Annotated in this window: 15 protein-coding genes; all 15 read left to right on the top strand. The window is 49.9% G+C overall.

Annotated elements, in window-relative coordinates:
* Positions 1 to 28: 28 nt before the first annotated feature.
* The 15 genes from GA693_RS14005 (at position 29) to GA693_RS13935 (ending at position 17,431) form a co-directional block, all read left to right on the top strand.
* Entirely contained in the window at positions 29 to 733 is a 705-nt protein-coding gene (locus GA693_RS14005; RefSeq protein ID WP_160241672.1) for an FFLEELY motif protein, read from the top strand.
* 207 nt (positions 734 to 940) lie between these two features.
* Positions 941 to 1,882 carry a bifunctional demethylmenaquinone methyltransferase/2-methoxy-6-polyprenyl-1,4-benzoquinol methylase UbiE gene (gene ubiE, locus GA693_RS14000; RefSeq protein WP_160241673.1) on the top strand — a complete coding sequence of 314 codons (942 nt, stop codon included), beginning with the start codon at positions 941 to 943 and terminating at the stop codon, positions 1,880 to 1,882.
* A 19-nt stretch (positions 1,883 to 1,901) separates the two neighbouring features.
* Positions 1,902 to 2,573, top strand: coding sequence for a ubiquinone biosynthesis accessory factor UbiJ (locus GA693_RS13995; protein WP_104471776.1), 672 nt, complete (start codon positions 1,902 to 1,904; stop codon positions 2,571 to 2,573).
* Positions 2,574 to 2,585: 12 nt separating this feature from the next.
* Positions 2,586 to 4,205, top strand: a complete 1,620-nt coding sequence (locus GA693_RS13990; RefSeq protein WP_104494772.1) for an ABC1 kinase family protein — start codon at positions 2,586 to 2,588, stop codon at positions 4,203 to 4,205.
* 195 nt (positions 4,206 to 4,400) lie between these two features.
* A complete protein-coding gene (locus GA693_RS13985) occupies positions 4,401 to 5,477 on the top strand; it encodes a patatin-like phospholipase domain-containing protein (protein WP_160241674.1) in 1,077 nt (358 codons plus the stop codon).
* 149 nt (positions 5,478 to 5,626) lie between these two features.
* Positions 5,627 to 6,412, top strand: a complete 786-nt coding sequence (gene hisIE / locus GA693_RS13980; RefSeq protein ID WP_005181811.1) for a bifunctional phosphoribosyl-AMP cyclohydrolase/phosphoribosyl-ATP diphosphatase HisIE — start codon at positions 5,627 to 5,629, stop codon at positions 6,410 to 6,412.
* 11 nt (positions 6,413 to 6,423) lie between these two features.
* Positions 6,424 to 7,926: a UvrD-helicase domain-containing protein gene (locus tag GA693_RS13975; protein WP_160241675.1), complete on the top strand. Its 1,503-nt coding sequence runs from the start codon at positions 6,424 to 6,426 to the stop codon at positions 7,924 to 7,926.
* Positions 7,927 to 7,942: 16 nt separating this feature from the next.
* Positions 7,943 to 9,310, top strand: coding sequence for an AAA family ATPase (locus GA693_RS13970; protein WP_160241676.1), 1,368 nt, complete (start codon positions 7,943 to 7,945; stop codon positions 9,308 to 9,310).
* 339 nt (positions 9,311 to 9,649) lie between these two features.
* On the top strand, positions 9,650 to 12,487 hold the full coding sequence (locus GA693_RS13965) for a monovalent cation/H+ antiporter subunit A (protein WP_104499198.1): 2,838 nt from the start codon (positions 9,650 to 9,652) through the stop codon (positions 12,485 to 12,487).
* A 2-nt stretch (positions 12,488 to 12,489) separates the two neighbouring features.
* Positions 12,490 to 12,855, top strand: coding sequence for a Na+/H+ antiporter subunit C (locus tag GA693_RS13960; RefSeq protein WP_160241677.1), 366 nt, complete (start codon positions 12,490 to 12,492; stop codon positions 12,853 to 12,855).
* Entirely contained in the window at positions 12,855 to 14,663 is a 1,809-nt protein-coding gene (locus GA693_RS13955; RefSeq protein ID WP_160241678.1) for a monovalent cation/H+ antiporter subunit D, read from the top strand. The genes GA693_RS13960 and GA693_RS13955 overlap by 1 nt, the downstream gene beginning before the upstream one ends.
* A 2-nt stretch (positions 14,664 to 14,665) precedes the next feature.
* Positions 14,666 to 15,187 carry a Na+/H+ antiporter subunit E gene (locus GA693_RS13950; RefSeq protein WP_005181800.1) on the top strand — a complete coding sequence of 174 codons (522 nt, stop codon included), beginning with the start codon at positions 14,666 to 14,668 and terminating at the stop codon, positions 15,185 to 15,187.
* A complete protein-coding gene (locus tag GA693_RS13945) occupies positions 15,184 to 15,459 on the top strand; it encodes a monovalent cation/H+ antiporter subunit F (RefSeq protein WP_005181799.1) in 276 nt (91 codons plus the stop codon). Before GA693_RS13950 ends, GA693_RS13945 begins: the two co-directional genes overlap by 4 nt.
* A gap of 9 nt (positions 15,460 to 15,468) precedes the next feature.
* Complete coding sequence (locus GA693_RS13940; RefSeq protein ID WP_005181795.1) at positions 15,469 to 15,879, top strand: Na+/H+ antiporter subunit G; 411 nt, start codon at positions 15,469 to 15,471, stop codon at positions 15,877 to 15,879.
* A gap of 247 nt (positions 15,880 to 16,126) precedes the next feature.
* The gene (locus GA693_RS13935; RefSeq protein ID WP_160241679.1) at positions 16,127 to 17,431 is read left to right on the top strand and encodes an IS4 family transposase; all 1,305 of its coding nucleotides are present in this window, start codon (positions 16,127 to 16,129) and stop codon (positions 17,429 to 17,431) included.
* Positions 17,432 to 17,459: the final 28 nt, after the last annotated feature.

The following is a 17,459-nucleotide window of genomic DNA, read 5'->3' as shown; positions in this document are numbered from 1 at the left end:
GCTTAAGTCAAAACAATTGAGACGCTCCATGTCCAAACTTGCGGTTTTAGATGACCTTTTAGAACTTTATAATCAATTTGAATATCATCGCCAGCCGGAAATTTTCACACGTTTGCAGGAAGTGCAGCTGTGGCAGAAACAGCGCATGCAACGTACCCATGCCCCGTATTTTGCCGAAAAAAATAATGTACTGATGGCCGAATATTTTCTGAACCGTTTATACGGCGGCCCCGATTTTGATGCGCTGGCCGCACAGATTGCACGCCTGACCAAATACGCACATAAAGCAGAAAAACTGATTCCGGAAAATGCCATTAAAACCGGCACCTCCGGGGTGGCCCTGGCCATTTTAGCGGTGCAGCTGGATGAACAGGTTGCCATTCAGCTGTTAAAGGATTATCCGGCGCAGACGCCATTGACCGACGAGATGATGCGCCTGACCTATTTAAAGCTCGATCAGGGCAGCGCGCGTTTAAAACAGCTGGACATGCTGGATGAACTGGGCAAAAGCCTGGACAAATACATGCGCTCCTTTATGGTTTATACCGCCTTTAAAATGTGTAAAGGCGCCGCGCATAAATACAATTTCGATATCATGTACGAGTTTATGCAAGATGGTTTTGTGGCCATGAAACCGCTGAAATCTGCAGAAAAATTTGTCCGCGAATTTACTGCGGTTGAACGCCAGATTATTGACAAAGTGCATCGGGGAGATCCGCAGCCCTTTCAATAAAGCCACATAATTTTTTGCATGTGATGGCCAAAATTTGGTACAAAAACAGCAGTAAAACGAATATGCATTCACGTTCATCAGGATAACAATTCAATTTTCTGTATTTTATTCCTGACAATTGCAGGCCGATGACTGTACAACGCCTAAGAATCTGTCATCATGCTTGCACTGCCACATCAACCCGATTTTCATGTTAGGAGTGACACTATGTCTAATGAAGAGCAAAAGCCTACCCATCCAGAAACGGCAACCAACACAGACAAAGTGAGCCCATTCTTAACCTCGCCATTACCGGAAGGTGCACCACAAGGTCAGCAGCAGTCTCTAGAGCAGCGCCTGACTGACACCCCGGTAACAGGCAGCATTCCAAAATACAACCTGCCACGTGGCGCCAATACCGGTAATGTCGGTGCGACCACACATTTTGGCTACCAGACCGTAAACAGCGAAGAAAAAGCCCAGAAAGTGGCGGAAGTATTTCATTCGGTGGCCAGCAAATACGACATCATGAATGACCTGATGTCTTTTGGTATTCACCGTTTATGGAAACGCTTTGCGATTAACATGTCGGGTGTGCGTCGTGGCCAGCACATACTGGATATTGCGGGCGGTACCGGTGATCTGGCCAAAGTTTTTAGCCGTGAAGTTGGTCCAAGCGGCCATGTGGTCCTTTCAGATATTAACGAATCGATGCTGAATGTCGGTCGTGACCGTCTGATTGATGCCGGCTGTACCAATGTCGATTTCGTCCTGGCCAATGCTGAAACACTTGAACCTTTTGCTGACAACAGCTTTGACCTGGTGACCATTTCTTTCGGTTTACGTAATGTGACCGATAAAGATGCTGCACTGCAAGCCATGTACCGCGTGCTTAAGCCAGGTGGCCGTTTACTGATTCTGGAATTCTCAAAACCGGTATTTGAACCGTTCTCGAAACTGTACGACCTGTACTCGTTCACTGCACTGCCAATCATGGGCAAACTGGTGGCGAATGATTCTGAAAGCTATAAATATCTGGCGGAATCAATCCGTATGCACCCAGACCAGCGCACCCTGAAAGGCATGATGGAAAATGCCGGCTTCCAGAACTGTGACTACCACAACCTGACCGGTGGTATTGTGGCGGTGCACCGCGGTTTTAAACTCTAATTCCGAAAAGGACACTGCTATGTGGTCGATTCTGGCCTTAGGTGCCGTTGAACGATGCATCCATCATGTCATTAATCTGGATGCGATTACCCGCATCCAGCTGAACCAGCTACAGGGCAAAACCCTGCGCGTGGTGATGGATGCGCCGCAACTGTCGGTAGATGTATTTTTTGATGAAAACAAGGTGCGTCTGGAGCCGACCGTTACCGGACAGGCAACCCAACCGTCTATTTTCGAGCAGCGCCCGTTTGAGCGCGAACAGCAGCTCAGTGAAGCCACCGCCACCTTGCAGGTCAAGAATGTGGTGGAACTGCTGAAACTGCTGCTGGCCGATGATGTCGGCACCATTCCGGTACAAGGCGACTATAAGCTGCTACAGGACATCCAGCGTATTATCGAGCAGGCCGAACCCGATCTGGCCGCGCATCTGTCGCCATGGGTTGGCCCGACACTGGCACATGAGCTGGGTAAAATCCAGCTGGCGCCCAAGCAGCTGAAAAAAACCTTGCAAAGCCAGCTGTTTTTCGCCGAAGATGCCCTGAAAGAAGATTCCGGCCTGTTTGCACCGCGCTGGCAAATGGATGATCTGCAACAGGATACCCGCATCCTGAACCAGAATATCGACCGCGTAGAGGCCAAGATTCAACAGCTCCGCAAGCAGCTTGAAGACACTCCAGATTCACACGACTAGGTAAAGAGATTTATGATTCCGCACGTTTCACGTTTAATCGAACTTTGGCGTATTGCTGCGCACTATAGACTCGACACGTTGTTCCCTGCGGAAGAATTACCAGAAAAAGCCCGCCATATTCTGAGTCTGATCCGGATGCATCCGGCGGCCTGGTCCAGTAAGGAACGGAAAAATCCGCTCAAGCTGAAACAGGCCCTGGAAGATATGGGACCGCTGGCGATTAAACTCGGTCAGCTGTTATCGACCCGTCGTGACCTGATTCCACCTGAAGTATTACAGCAGCTGGTCTTGCTGCAGGACCGGGTCAAACCCTTTGGTTCCGATGTCGCGCAAATGCGGATTCAGGAATCCTTAAAGGCCGATGTCAACACCCTGTTCGCGCGTTTTGATGAACAGCCGCTGGCAGCTGCTTCAATTGCCCAGGTGCATACCGCTGCCCTGCACGATGGCCGCGAAGTGGTGGTCAAAGTCACCCGTCCTAATATCCGCCAGCAGATTCTGCAGGATTTTGAAATTCTGCAATGGCTCGGCCATTTTCTGGAAAAACGTCTTGAAGCAGCACGCGCGCTGCATTTATCCGAAATTATTCAGGACTATCGCCAGATTATCCTGAAAGAACTCGATCTGACCTTAGAAGCCGATAATACCCGCCGTATGCGTCATTACTTCACCGGCTCCAGCATGATGTATGTGCCGGAAGTGTATATGGACAGCAAAGATGTGATGGTGGCCGAGCGGATTACCGGGGTACCAATTTCCGATGTGGCCACCTTTGACCGCTTGGGTATGGACCGCGCCGATCTGGCGCAAAAAGGCCTGACCATCTTCTTTACCCAGGTGTTCCGCGACAACTTCTTCCATGCCGACATGCACCCGGGCAATGTGTTTGTAGAAACTATCAATCCGCAAAACCCACGCTTTATTGCACTGGACTGCGCGATTATGGGTGAGCTGTCCAAGCACGACCAGATGACCGTGGCGCGCATGTTACTGGCGGTCATGAACAGCGACTTTATGCAGCTGATCCAGATTGTGCATCAGGCTGGCTGGATTCCACCGGGCACTGATCAGGATGCTTTGGCACGTGAAATGCGCCGCACGGTAGGACCGATGGTCTCCAAACCCATGCATGAGCTGGACTTTGCCGGTATTCTGATTGAAGTGATGGATATTGCCCGCCGTTTCCATCTGGAAATTCCTCCACAGTTGATGCTGCTGCTCAAAACGCTGGTGCATGTTGAAGGGCTGGGCACCGATCTGTATCCGGAACTGGACATCTGGAGTCTGGCCAAACCAATCCTCACCGATTGGGTCAAGGCACAAATGAATCCGCAGAAAAACCTGAAAGAGCTGGGACAAAAAATTCCGGACCTGCTGTTGGGTGCGCAGGATTTACCGACCCTGATGATCGACAGCTTAAACGGCCTGAAAAACCAGTCGGCCTGGCATGCCAAACAGCTGAATGAACTGCAAAGCATGCGTCTGCAAATGGAACATCAGCAAAAACGCAGCTGGATTTTTGGTAGCGTAATGGCGATTCTGCTGTCGATTGCGATTATTTCACCGTGGTTTGTCTCAGTCATTCTGATTGTGCTGGCCAGTATTCTGGCAGTCTGGCGCGTGGCCAAATAAGGCGAAATGGGCAAAGTTTCCTGAATCCTTATATTCCTCCATTATTTAAACCGGTCACATGACCGGTTTTTTTATGGCCTGCAATTGCAGATAACATACCGGATGACTGAGCAGTCAGAGAGTGAACATTCCTGCCCTTGTGAGCCTTGGTCACTGGCCTAAAATACAGACAACTGTTTATTTTTCTGCCTGACTATGATCCAGATTCTGCAAAAACGTCCACCTGCCCTCACCCTTCGTGCCGGTCATCTGGCCCGGCAGCTGATTGCCGAGCAGGGCCTACAACCCGATCAGGTCGATATGATTCCGGGTGCTGCCGGTGGTCCAAAAGGTATTGGTATTCAGGGACTGGATCAGGCCATTTTTGGCGAGTTTTTGCCGCAGTCAGCGCAGCGCCGCACCCTGATTGGTTCTTCAATTGGCAGCTGGCGTTTTGCCAGCATTCTGGCCTGGGGCGCCAAAGCAGGTACCGAACGGCTGGCAGACTTATATACCAATCTGAGCTTTCATAAAAAAATGTCACGGCAGGACGTCAGTCATGTCTGCCGCGATATGCTGTTGAATCTGGTCGATGGCAAGGCACAGCAGCTGGTCGATCATCCGGATTATCATCTGACCGTGCTCTCGGTAAAAGCGCAGCACATTTTCCAGAGTGACCGTGCACTGGCCCTACTGGCCTCGGTGGCTGGTATTATCAGCGGCAATGCACTGGCGCGCAAACACAACCGCCTGTTTATGCAGCGCGTGATCAGCCAGCCAGCTCAAGGCAACCAGTTTCAGGTGCAGGATGATTTCTTTACCCATTATCATGCGCTAACGCCGGACAATGTCACCAGCTGGCTGATGGCTTCGGCCTCAATTCCGGGCGTGATGTCCGCAATTCGGGATATTCCGGAAGCGCCGGGCAGCTACCGCGATGGCGGCCTGATTGACTATCATATTGACCTGCCGTTTCAGAGTCAGGGACTGGTGCTGTATCCGCATTTTACCGACAGCATTACCCCAGGCTGGTTCGACAAAATGCTGAAACACCGCAAAGCCAATCCGGACAATCATGCACGAACCCTGCTGATTTCACCATCAGCCGAATATTTACAGTCTTTACCCTTGGGCCGCCTACCCGACCGTAAAGACTTTAATTTAAAAGGCATGGATCAGGCACAGCGTATTCAGCTCTGGAAACAATGTATTGCGGAAAGTCAGCGCCTGGGCGATGAATTTTTAGAACTGGTTGAAAAGCAGTGTTTACCAGAGGTGTTACAGCCGCTTTAAATGGGGAGATGAATGAGCAGGATGGTGGTAACATCCTGAGCAAAAATAGGCAAAGATTTTTTCCTGCAAGCCGGTCAGATACCGTACACTATAGCGTTTGCGCACTGGCGTAAATCTCGTTTTTCTGAACAAATTTTGGTGACATACTCATGAATAACTTGCAATGGCTCGATGAAGTAAAATTTAACGAACAGGGATTAGTGCCAGCCATTGCACAGCATCATCAAACCGGTCGGGTGTTGATGGTGGCCTGGATGAACCGCGAAGCGCTGGCCTTAACCGCAGAAAAAAATCAGGCGGTGTATTTTTCCCGTTCACGCAACAAACTCTGGCACAAAGGTGAAGAATCCGGTCACTTCCAGACGGTGCATGAAATCCGTCTGGACTGCGATGCTGATGTGATTATCCTGCAAATTGAACAGCATGGCGGCATTGCCTGCCATACTGGCCGTGAATCCTGCTTCTATCGCAAACTGACTCCGAATGGCTGGGAAATTGTTGATGCGCAGCTAAAAGACCCGAATGCGATTTATGGCGAGAAGTCCAGCAATCCGCACACCCTGGCCATGAATGCCTCCACTGCGCAATCTGAACAGGTCGAAATTCTGAGCTATTTAGGCAAAATGATGGCTGAACGTAAAGCCGCCGATCCGGATTCTTCGTATGTGGCCAAGCTGTATCACAAAGGCCTGAACAAGATTCTGGAAAAAGTTGGTGAAGAAAGCGTAGAAACTATTCTGGCAGCCAAGGAATATCAGGCTGCAGCTTATGAAGACAATAAAAATGACCTGATCTATGAAGTGGCTGACTTATGGTTCCACAGCCTGGTCATGCTCGGCTATTTCAATCTGGACCCGCAACTGATTCTGAATGAACTGGCACGCCGTCAGGGCTTATCCGGTCTGGTGGAAAAAGCCAACCGTACTCAGGCTTAAGCTGTCGCCCTGTGTCTGAGCTGAAGAAACCGACCGCCACCTATGAGCAGGCCACTGCCATTGATAACGCACGTCTGGGCAAATCCTTCAAGGTGATTGCCTATGCCGGCACAGGGAAAACCACCACCTTGCAGATGATCAGTGAAGCCATGCCGGAGCGGCGTGGCATGTATCTGGCCTTTAACAAATCCATTGCCGCAGAAGCGCAACACAAGTTTCATCGCCATGTCGATTGTCGCACCTTTCACTCGCTGGCCTTTCGTAGTGTTCCACGTGGAGTCACCGACAAACTGCGCCTGCCGCGCCTGAGTCCGAGTTTTATTGCCAAGGAATATCGTCTCGAACCGATTACCCTGCGCCGGATGATGGGTGGCCGCTATGAAAAATATGTGCTGATGCCTTCACGGCTGGCCAGTCTGGTGGCCAATGCCGTTGGCTATTTCTGCTCGACCAGCTCGCAATATCCGGCACCACGGCATATTCAGGCACCGAACTGGCTGCACCCTGATGATGCCGAGCTGCTGCAAAAACATTTGTATCCGGCAGTGGAACGGCGCTGGCTGGAATCAATTGATCCGAACCATCAGGCCGGAATCGGTCATGATATTTACCTGAAACTGTGGGCGCTGTCGGAACCGAATATTCCGGCCGATTATGTGCTGTTTGATGAAGCGCAAGATGCCGACCCGCTAATGCTGGGGATTCTGCTCAAACAACGCAACACCCAGGTGATTTATGTGGGCGATGCCCATCAGCAAATTTATGCCTGGCGCGGTGCCATCAACGCCATGCAGCAACTGCCTTTGCCGGAGTCGCGCTTAACCACCTCATTCCGTTTTGGTCCGGACATCGCCATGACCGCCAATGCCATTCTCGGCGGCTTAAATGAAACCGTGCCGCTGCTCGGCAACCCGGATTTACATTCCAAAGTGGTGAACAAGCCGCATACCAAACAGCGCGATGCGATTTTATGCCGCACCAATGCCCGGGCGATGGAATTGCTGCTGGCCGGTCTGGTACATGGTGACAAGGTCAGCCTGCAGGCCGACCATGTCAAACTGAACCGTTTTGTCGATGCTGCCAGTATGCTGAAACAGGGCCGCCGCGTCACCGATGTGCCGGAACTGGCCTGGTTTAACTCCTGGCACGATGTACATGAATATTGCGAAACCAATGAAGGCAGCGACATTAAGCCGCTGGTAAAACTGGTGGATGATCATGGTACCGATCCGCTGAAAAAGGCGCTGGCCAAAATCACCCCGATTGGTCAGGCCGACTATATTATTTCAACCGCGCACAAAGCCAAAGGGCTGGAATGGGACCGCGTGCATCTGGAAGATGACTATCAGTTCAAGGTCAATGAACGTGATCATAAAATTAGTGATGAAGAGTTACGATTACTGTACGTGGCCTGCACACGTGCTAAAGTAAGCTTAAATATCCATCATATTTACGATCTGGTGCAACAGCTGAAACAGCAGATGCCGGTGTCCTTGCGTAAGGCGGTGGGTTAAAGCATGCAGGTGACCCATGAAAATTCAGTCTGTCCAGTTCAAGCACATCACCCACTTTACCGACCTTCAGCTACAACTGCATCCGCAGCAACAGCCTGTGGCCTTAATTCTGGGCAATCAGAGTTCCGGTAAAACCTCGCTACTGCGCTTCACCTATCAGGCACTGACCTGGTTTGCTGCCCGCTATAAAGATTTACGCACCTCCGGACTGGTCATGCTTGATCAGGACATTATGCACACCCGGCTGCAGTCCAAAATTGACCTGTGCGTGTGTTTTCCCAAAGACATTGGCAGCCTGCCGGAAAGCAGCGATGCCCAGCAGCAGGACCGTCAGTGCTGCGACTGGCAGCTGTACAAAACCCTGAACAGCAACGGCGTCGGGGTCAGCAAGGCTGAAACCCAGAAACTAGAAAAAATGGTCAGCCTGTACCAGCAGGCGGTAAAACAGGACCCGCTACAAGGCCTGCCATTAATTGCCTATTATCCGGCCGAACGTTTTGTCAATGAAGTCAATCTGCTGAGTAAAAACAATCCGCTGATTTTTCAGGCTGCACATGCCTATGAAATTTCTGCTATCCCCTTCACCACCTTTACACGTTTTTTTGAGTGGTTCCGGGAAATTTCCGATATTGAAAACGCCCAGAGCGCCCAGCTGATTGAACAGTTATTACATCCGCAGCATCCCGACGCAGAACCTCCACGGCGTGACAAACTGATGCAGGCACATGCCCAGATGCACGCGCCAAGTCTGCAGGCCCTGCGCGATGCACTACAGATTGTACTGCCAGAACTGAGCCAGATTTATCTACAATATCATCCAAAACTGCAATTAATGGTCACCTATCAGGGCAAAACCCAGCTGTATCAGCAGCTGTCCAACAGTATCCGCAACTGGATTGCACTGGTCGGAGATATTGTGCGGCGTTTATGTCTGCTCAATCCCTATAGTCTGTATCCGACTCTAGAAGGCGACGGCATTCTGCTGATTGATCAGGTCGATCATCAGCTTGATCAGGATATGGCCTCGGTAATTCTGGCACGTTTGCATCAGGCTTTTCCGGCACTGCAGATTATTGCCACCGGTAACCGCACGGCACTCTTGGAAAATGCCGAAGACTATCAATGTTTAAGACTGGATCAGCAGCAATTGCATCCAATTCATTTGCAACCGGTGCAGGAACAGCTCGACGCCATTTATGCCCAGTTTATGCAGACTGAAGTCAGCAGCAGCGATGAAAGCCTGAGTGAAGCGGTACAGGAGCCCACCAGCGTAGATGACATCTATCAGCAGATTCAGCAGCAACTGAGTGCCGAACAGCAGGAAGCCTTGCTGAAACGGCTGCAAAATGATGATGACACCTCGACCCCGCATCCGTTGCCTTAAATACGGCTTTGAATAGAGGGGAATATCGGAAAATCAGCCGAAAAAATCCGGTCTGATCTAACAATTTCATCCTGAAAAAAGTTCGGCGGCGTATAATGTCTGCCGTGTGCGCAAAAACAAATTGATGTTGTTTTATTCATGTAATAAAATCAATCAGATTTATATTTTTATAGTAAAATCCGATTTTCTATAAGCTTCTCAAGTTGCGCAACACAACTTGTTTATTTAGACATAATTCTATTTTTCGGCTTTCAAGATTGAGTATTTTGGACTGCTCCTTGCATTCCTGTAATCCTTGAAAGATAAGATTCACCCTTAGGTTTTGAACCTATCAAGACAATGGATACGAGTGTGCTATCGATTATTATATTGCTACCGCTGGTACTTGGCACAACCCTTGTCTCGTGGCTGAAGCAATTCTCGCGCGGGGTAACGGCTTTAGGGGCGATAGGAGTCAGTTTAAGCAGTCTGATCCTGTTACTGACTCAAGCAAAGGATGTCTTTAATGGCGCCACCATCATTCAGTCATGGTCGTGGCTACCCCAGTTAGGGATTGATTTAAGCTTTCGCCTGGATGCTTTAGGTTTATTATTTTCTTTGCTGATTACCGGTATCGGTACCCTCATCTTTATTTATGCTTATTATTATTTAAGCCCCAAAAACTCCCTCAGCAAACTGTATCTCCTGCTCATGCTGTTTATGGCAGCCATGCTCGGGATTTCATTGTCGAATAACCTGATTATCCTGCTGGTGTTCTGGGAACTGACCAGTATTTCCTCCTTCCTGCTGGTGGGTTACTGGAGCAATTACGAAGCGGCTCAACGCGGCTCACGTATGGCCCTGACCATTACCGGCATGGGTGGCTTGGCTATGCTCGGTGGTTTTGTCCTGCTCGGACAGATCACCGGCACCTATGAGCTAGACCAGATTCTGACCATGACCGATCAGATTCAAAGCCATGCGCTGTTTGTACCCAGTTTATTGCTGATTTTACTCGGCGCCTTTACCAAAAGTGCCCAGTTCCCGTTCCATTTCTGGTTGCCGAATGCCATGGCGGCACCAACGCCGGTATCGGCCTATCTGCACTCCGCGACCATGGTGAAAGCCGGAATTTTCCTGCTGGCGCGTCTGCTGCCAATTTTTGCCGGCGCGGCGCTGTACCATAATCTGGTCACCTTTGTTGGTCTGTTTACCCTGTGTATCGCGGCTTTCTTTGCCATTTTCAAAGAAGATCTGAAAGGTCTGCTGGCCTATTCCACCATCAGCCATTTGGGCCTGATTGTCTGCCTGCTCGGGATTGGTTCTCCGCTGGCCGTGGCTGCAGCCATTTTCCATATTATCAACCACGCCACCTTTAAAGCGGCGCTGTTCATGATTGCCGGGATTATTGACCATGAATCCGGCACCCGTGATTTACGCAAACTGAGTGGCTTATGGCAGCTGTTACCGTTTACCGGTACGCTAACCATGATTACGGCTGCGTCGATGGCGGGTGTGCCGCTGTTCAACGGCTTCCTGTCCAAAGAAATGTTCTTTACCGAACTGCTGGCCAATTTAAGCGGACCGGTGGTGGTGATCTCGGCAATTGTCGCGACACTGGCCGGTATTTTTGCCGTGGCCTATTCAGTACGTTTAGTGCATGGCGTGTTCTTCGATGGCCCGATTGGCAAAGACGTACCCAATAAAGATGCACATGAACCGCCAATGGGCATGCGCGCACCGGCCCTGATTCTGGCGATTTTATGTATTGCGGTCGGCCTGTTCCCTGCCCTGCTGGTTGAGCATCTGGTCAATAGCACCACCCGTGCCAGTACCCAGCTGATGAATTTTGAAGGCACCCATCTGGCCATCTGGCACGGCTTTAACCTGCCATTGCTAATGAGTGTGATTGCGCTGGTGGGCGGTCTGGTGATGTATTTTGCCCTGGCCAAAGGCGGCCGTATCCGCGAGATTGATCTTGATCCGGCATTGGGCCGCTTACAGGGACGGGTGTTATTTGACCTGTTCTTAAAAGGCCTATTGCTGAACTCGCGCCGCTTTAAACGCCTGACCGAAAACGGCTCCCTACAAAGTTATCTGTTCTGGATTCTGGTGTTTACCATTGCACTGGTGTCGGTGCCGCTGCTGAATCAGGGGATTGGTACCGGTACGCGTGAGCTGACCCAGGCACCTGCGATTGCCATTGTCTTGTGGCTATTATTATTCAGTGCCTGCTGGATGATGCTGTGGTTCCATCATGAACGGATTAAAGCTGTCCTGATCAGTGGCGCCGTCGGTCTGGTGGTAACCATGATCTTTGTAACCCTGTCGGCTCCGGATCTGGCTCAAACCCAGATTACCGTCGATGTGGTGACCACCGTCTTGTTACTGATGAGCCTGTCGCTGCTGCCACAATTAACCCCGTATGAATCAAGCAGCACCCGCCGCTGGCGCGATGCCGGAATTGCAATTCTGGCCGGTGCTGGCATCAGCTGGCTGGCCTGGTTAATCATGACCCGTGATCACAACTCGATTTCATGGTTCTTTAACCAGCAGTCGATTCCACTGGGCGGCGGTACCAACGTGGTCAACGTGATTCTGGTCGACTTCCGTGGCTTCGATACCTTCGGTGAAATTACCGTACTCGGTATTGCTGCCATTGGTGCCCTCTGCCTGATGGATGGTATGCGTGCCCACGGCACCACCATGACGCAGGGCCTGACCTATCGTTTTAACCCATCTCCACTGATGCTGCGCATGACCGCTTCCTGGATTTTACCGGTGGCCCTAGTAGTCAGCCTGTATATTTTCCTGCGCGGGCACAACCTGCCAGGCGGCGGCTTTATTGCCGGACTGGTCACGTCAATGGCATTGATCATTCAGTACATTGCCATTGGTCAGGACCAAACCGAGCAAATGTTGAAAGCCAAATCCGGACGTTTATATGAAATCTGGATTGGTTCCGGTCTGACCATTGCCGGCCTGACCGGGATTGCAGCCTGGTTCTGGGGTCGTCCATTCCTGACCAGCGCGCATATTTATGTCAATCCGCCGGTGATTGGTGAACTGCATTTGGCTTCAGCGGCACTGTTTGATGTCGGAGTTTACGTTACCGTTGTCGGGGCAACCATGTTGCTGATTTCCGTGCTGGGCGACTCGCGTCACTCCAGTATGTCTGGTCCAATTCCTCGGGGGTAAGCATGATTAGTATCGAATTTTTAGTCGCAACCTCTGTAGGTTTACTGGTCGCCACCGGCGTGTACCTGATCTTAAGGGCACGTACCTTTCCGGTGGTACTGGGCCTGGCCATGATTGGTTATGCAGTCAATATTTTCCTGTTCGCCATGGGCCGGATTCAGCTGAATGCACCGGCCATTTTAACCACGGCGGCGCAATCCTCCGACCCTTTACCGCAAGCGCTGGTGCTGACTGCTATTGTAATTGGCTTTGCCACCACTGCCTTTGTGGTGCAGCTGGCCTTACGCAGCCGTTATGAATCGGGAACCGACCATGTGGATGCCAAAGATGATCCTGCTTTACTTGACCCACGTGAGGATGAGCCATAATGCATGACTTTATCCAATTCTGGGCGCAACATACTCCTATTCTCAGCATCCTGCTGCCGGCTTTTACCGGTTTTATTCTGGTGCTGCTGGGCAACCCGGGTTCGGGTTCGCTGTCGTATGACTGGCGCCAGCCGTGGCGTCGTGGCATCAGCCTGATTTCGACTATTCTCGGACTGGGCTTGGCGATCAGCTATCTGATGCTGGCCAAAACCGGCCAGATTACCGTCTACAACCTGTCTGAATGGTCGGCTCCATTCGGGATTGTACTGGTGCTGGATCAGCTGGCTGCGCTAATGCTGGTACTGACTTACGGTCTGGCCTTGCCAGTGCTGTGGTTCGCCTGCCAGCAATGGGATGAACGTGGCCGCTACTTCCATGCCATGTTCCATTTCCTGATGATGGGCTTGTGTGGGGCTTTCCTCACCGGCGACCTATTTAACCTGTTCGTATTCTTTGAAGTACTGCTGCTGGCCTCGTATGTGCTGTTGCTGCACAGTCAGGGCAAACCGCGCTTTCAGCTTGGGGTGCATTACGTCACCATCAACCTGCTGGCTTCAGCGCTGTTCCTGATTGGTCTGGGCATGATTTACGGCAGTGTCGGCAGCCTCAACATGGCCGATGTGGCCCGTTTAATACCGACGCTGGCAGAAGATCAGCATCGTCTGGCGGTGGTCGGCGGCTTGATCCTGTTTATTGTGTTCGGGATTAAAGCGGCGATGCTGCCAGTCGGCTTCTGGTTACCGAAAACCTATGCCGTAGCAGCCACCCCTGTGGCGGCGATCTTTACCATTATGACCAAGGTCGGGATTTATGCGATTTTAAGGGTCAATGGGACGGTCTTTGATGATGAACTGAGCCAGAAAATTCTCAGCAACTGGTTATTGCCAATTGGCCTGATTACCTCACTGTATGGCGTCATTGGCGCAATTGGGGCAGAACGCTTACGCCGTTTTGTCGGTTTTATGATGCTGTCGTCGATTGGGACCATCCTGATTGCGATTGCCCTGTTTAGCACCCAGGCCTGGACAGCAGCGCTGTATTATCTGGTACACAGTACCTTAATTGCCGCGGCCTTCTATCTGTTCTGCGGCTGGGTCACGGCGCAGCGCGGTGAATTTAAGGATCACTTTAATATCGCCCCGCAAATGAAACAGCATAAAGTGATGTCTATTATCTATCTGCTGATTGCACTGATGATTGCCGGCCTGCCGCCTTTTAGTGGCTTCCTCGGTAAGGTGTTCTTGTTACAGGCCACCGCTGATGCGCCTTATCAGGGCATTATTATTGCGGTGGTGCTGCTGGTCGGTTTACTCAGCATTCTGGCCCTGACCCGGGTTGGCTTTATCCTGTTCTGGCGCGCATCGCGTCCGGAAGATGATCCGGACAATGACGCCTATCACAGCTACCAGGCCCTGCCAGCCAAGGCACCGAAAGGCAATGACAAGGCCATTTACCTGTTATTGGCGGCACTGGTGGCTTATGTGGTTTTTGCCAACCCAATCCAGCGTTATGCCTTTAGCACAGCCCAGCAAATGCAGAACAACCGTCTGTATGAAATGGCGGTGTTAAAGCAGGATGAAACCGGTCAGGTGATTAGCGTCCAGCCTTATGATCCGAACTATTTGCCAGAAACCAAATACAGTGGTGAAAAACCGGACCCGAATGCCAAGCTGATTCCGTATGTGATCAGTCCAAATACACTGGAAGGTGAGCATATATCGGACTATAAACAACGTCAGATCAATCAGCAGATTGAGCAGGACGCCGCCAGCAACGACCTGCCACAACTTAAACCTATGGAGCCATAACTATGCAAAAGACATCGTTTTGGGATATCTGGCTGCCACATCCCTTTGTTTCGGTGATTGTGGCCATTAGCTGGTTGTTACTGGCACATAGTGTTTCTGCCGGCAATCTGCTGATGGCATTGATCCTGAGTATCCTGATTCCATTGATGGTCAAACCGTTTATTGCCCGCACCCCGAATATCCACTGGGTGCCAGCCTTTAAACTGTTCTGGGTGGTGGTTTGGGACATTATCCTGTCCAATATCCGTGTCGCCAAACAGGTGCTGGGACCCACCGATGCGCTGCATCCGAAATGGTTCCGTGTACCGCTGGAGACCGAGCATGAACAGGTCAATACCCTGTTGGCGATGATCATTACCACCACGCCGGGGACGGTCACGGCCGGTATTGACCAGGACCGCGGCGATATTCTGGTGCATGCCTTAAGTACCGATGATGAAGAAGCTGAAATTGCCCTGATCAAGAGCCGTTATGAACAGCCGCTGATTGAAATCTTTAACGTCAAGACAGGAGCGGCCTCATGATGATATTGCCTTATGCGCTTGGCATCTGCCTGATTGCCATTGCCGGTTCGATGTTTATGTGCCTGATTCGCCTGATTATGGGACCGTCAATTGTGGATCGTCTGCTGGCGCTGGATACCCTGTTTTTAAATGCAACCTGTCTGATTGTGGTGCTGGGCATTTACTGGACCAGCACTTCACTGTTTGAAGGTGCATTACTGGTGGCGATGCTGGGCTTTGTTTCAACCGCTGCCCTGGCCCGTTACTTCACCTCTGGCCACGTGATTGATTAGGAGAACAGCATGCAACTGATGATGGAAATCCTGGTCTCAATTTTCCTGTTAATCGGCACCTTCTTTATGCTGGTTGGCGGGATTGGCATGATTCGTCTGCCGGACCTGTTTATGCGCCTGCATGCCCCGACCAAGTCCAGTACCTTAGGTCTGGGCAGCTTCCTGATTGCTGCCATTATTTATTCGGCTTATCTGGGTCGCTTCGGTTTTGCCGAAGTGCTGATTACCCTGTTTGCCTTTATTACCGCGCCAGTATCGGCCAACCTGATGGCACAGGCAGCCCTGCATTTACGTCTGCGCTCGATGAGTGGTGAAGTCCCAGAAACCCTGGAACGACCACTGCCATGGCAGCGTAGCCGTCGCCGTGCCTTTAGTGATCGTGAACCACTGGGCAGAATCAAACCCTCTAAAGACGAATAAGTCTTCGCGTCATCTTCTAAAAAAACCTGACCCGGATTGTTCCTGGTCAGGTTTTTTATGTGCTGTCTCAACCGCCCTGCCCTTGCCTGATTGCAATCTTAAAGCGCTTGTTTCTGCTGGAAGATAAGCAAGTTAAGCAATTACGGATGACATAAAAAAAGCCACCCGAAGGTGTAATGCCAGTCAGTTAAGCAAATATTAGTAAAATGTAGTAAAAATGAGTGTATGTAAATACGCTCATTTTTTTATGTCTTTATCTGAACATTTAGAATCCACTCTTGAACATGCTCTCCCATCACTTAGCCATTTTTGTGAACTTATTGACTTAAATTGGATTGAAACATCTCTGCATCAAACAGGTAAGGCATCGATCAGAAGGAGAAAATTACCTGCTGAGCACGTGGTTTGGCTTGTTCTTGGGCTTGCCTTGTTTCGCAATCAACCCATCAGCTATGTGGTAGAACAATTAAAACTCGTGTTTGGTACAACAGATTATTGTGTTCCTAGTGCAGCTGTCCAAGCTCGACAACGTTTAGGTCGAGAACCCTTAGCTGCCTTATTCTCCTTAATCAGCCAAGCATGGTTTGATGAATCACAACAACAATATTCAAGCTTTCAAGGTCTTAGTGTATGTGCTGTTGACGGGGTGGTTTGGTCTATGCCACTGACCAAGGAGAATTTTAATCATTTTGGCTCATCTAAAGGTAAAACTGCTGTAGCACCTTACCCACAAGTTAGAGCCACGTGTCTAGTGAATACCAATACTCATGAAATCATAGATGCCCAAATAGGCAGTATGGATCAAGGTGAACTCACATTAGCAAATCAATTATCTCCTCCAGCACAAAGTATTACTTTGTTTGATCGAGCTTATTTCTCTGCTGATTTTTTAATAGGCTGGCAAACACGTGGAGAATCAAGTCATTGGCTTATGCGAGCTAAAGATAATTTACGTTATGACATAATTAAACGGAATTCCCCACATGATTTTCATATCAGGATGCCAATATCAGCAAGAGCCAAAAAACTTAATCCAGCATTAGGAGATTACTGGGAAGCACGTTTAATTGAAGTTGAGCAGGCAGGAAAAATCAGACGTTACATTACTTCATTATTAGATTCAAAGACATACCCACTTATAGCCTTGGCAAAGTTATATGCTCAGCGTTGGGAAATTGAAATGTGTTACCGAGAAATTAAAAGCAATTTACAGGAAGGTAAGCACTTAAGGAGCAAACAGCCAGACTTAATTTATCAAGAATTATGGGGTGTCTTGATTGCTTATAATGTTCTAAGAAGACAAATGAAATATATGGCTCAACGTGCCAAAGTAAGCCCGTTGAGGATCAGTTTTCATATTGCATCTATTGCCCTTCTTAATTTACTCAGATTCGACTCTTTGGCTTCTGCAGGTAATCTACCCAAACATCTGGAAAGTTTAATGGAGAAATCTAATCGGTATGTTATACCTGAGAGACGGATGAGGAGTTACCCAAGAGTTGTAAAAGGAAAACCTCAAAAATACCCAAGAAAAAGCCAGTCAATCTCTTAACTGACTGGCATTAACCCGAAGGTGGCTT

The organism is Acinetobacter indicus, assembly GCF_009914475.1.
GTDB lineage: Bacteria > Pseudomonadota > Gammaproteobacteria > Pseudomonadales > Moraxellaceae > Acinetobacter > Acinetobacter indicus.
Note: the sequence above shows the minus strand (reverse complement) of the source record. Positions and strands in the feature narration are given on the sequence as shown.

What these genes read in the sequence shown, in the direction of transcription:
- GA693_RS13990 (WP_104494772.1), top strand. Translation starts at nt 2,586, where the DNA reads ATGATTCCGCACGTTTCACGTTTAATCGAACTTTGGCGTATTGCTGCG.
- GA693_RS13935 (WP_160241679.1), top strand. Translation starts at nt 16,127, where the DNA reads ATGTCTTTATCTGAACATTTAGAATCCACTCTTGAACATGCTCTCCCA.
- hisIE (WP_005181811.1), top strand. Translation starts at nt 5,627, where the DNA reads ATGAATAACTTGCAATGGCTCGATGAAGTAAAATTTAACGAACAGGGA.
- ubiE (WP_160241673.1), top strand. Translation starts at nt 941, where the DNA reads ATGTCTAATGAAGAGCAAAAGCCTACCCATCCAGAAACGGCAACCAAC.
- GA693_RS13970 (WP_160241676.1), top strand. Translation starts at nt 7,943, where the DNA reads ATGAAAATTCAGTCTGTCCAGTTCAAGCACATCACCCACTTTACCGAC.
- GA693_RS13950 (WP_005181800.1), top strand. Translation starts at nt 14,666, where the DNA reads ATGCAAAAGACATCGTTTTGGGATATCTGGCTGCCACATCCCTTTGTT.
- GA693_RS13995 (WP_104471776.1), top strand. Translation starts at nt 1,902, where the DNA reads ATGTGGTCGATTCTGGCCTTAGGTGCCGTTGAACGATGCATCCATCAT.
- GA693_RS13965 (WP_104499198.1), top strand. Translation starts at nt 9,650, where the DNA reads ATGGATACGAGTGTGCTATCGATTATTATATTGCTACCGCTGGTACTT.
- GA693_RS13940 (WP_005181795.1), top strand. Translation starts at nt 15,469, where the DNA reads ATGCAACTGATGATGGAAATCCTGGTCTCAATTTTCCTGTTAATCGGC.
- GA693_RS13960 (WP_160241677.1), top strand. Translation starts at nt 12,490, where the DNA reads ATGATTAGTATCGAATTTTTAGTCGCAACCTCTGTAGGTTTACTGGTC.
- GA693_RS14005 (WP_160241672.1), top strand. Translation starts at nt 29, where the DNA reads ATGTCCAAACTTGCGGTTTTAGATGACCTTTTAGAACTTTATAATCAA.
- GA693_RS13945 (WP_005181799.1), top strand. Translation starts at nt 15,184, where the DNA reads ATGATGATATTGCCTTATGCGCTTGGCATCTGCCTGATTGCCATTGCC.
- GA693_RS13955 (WP_160241678.1), top strand. Translation starts at nt 12,855, where the DNA reads ATGCATGACTTTATCCAATTCTGGGCGCAACATACTCCTATTCTCAGC.
- GA693_RS13985 (WP_160241674.1), top strand. Translation starts at nt 4,401, where the DNA reads ATGATCCAGATTCTGCAAAAACGTCCACCTGCCCTCACCCTTCGTGCC.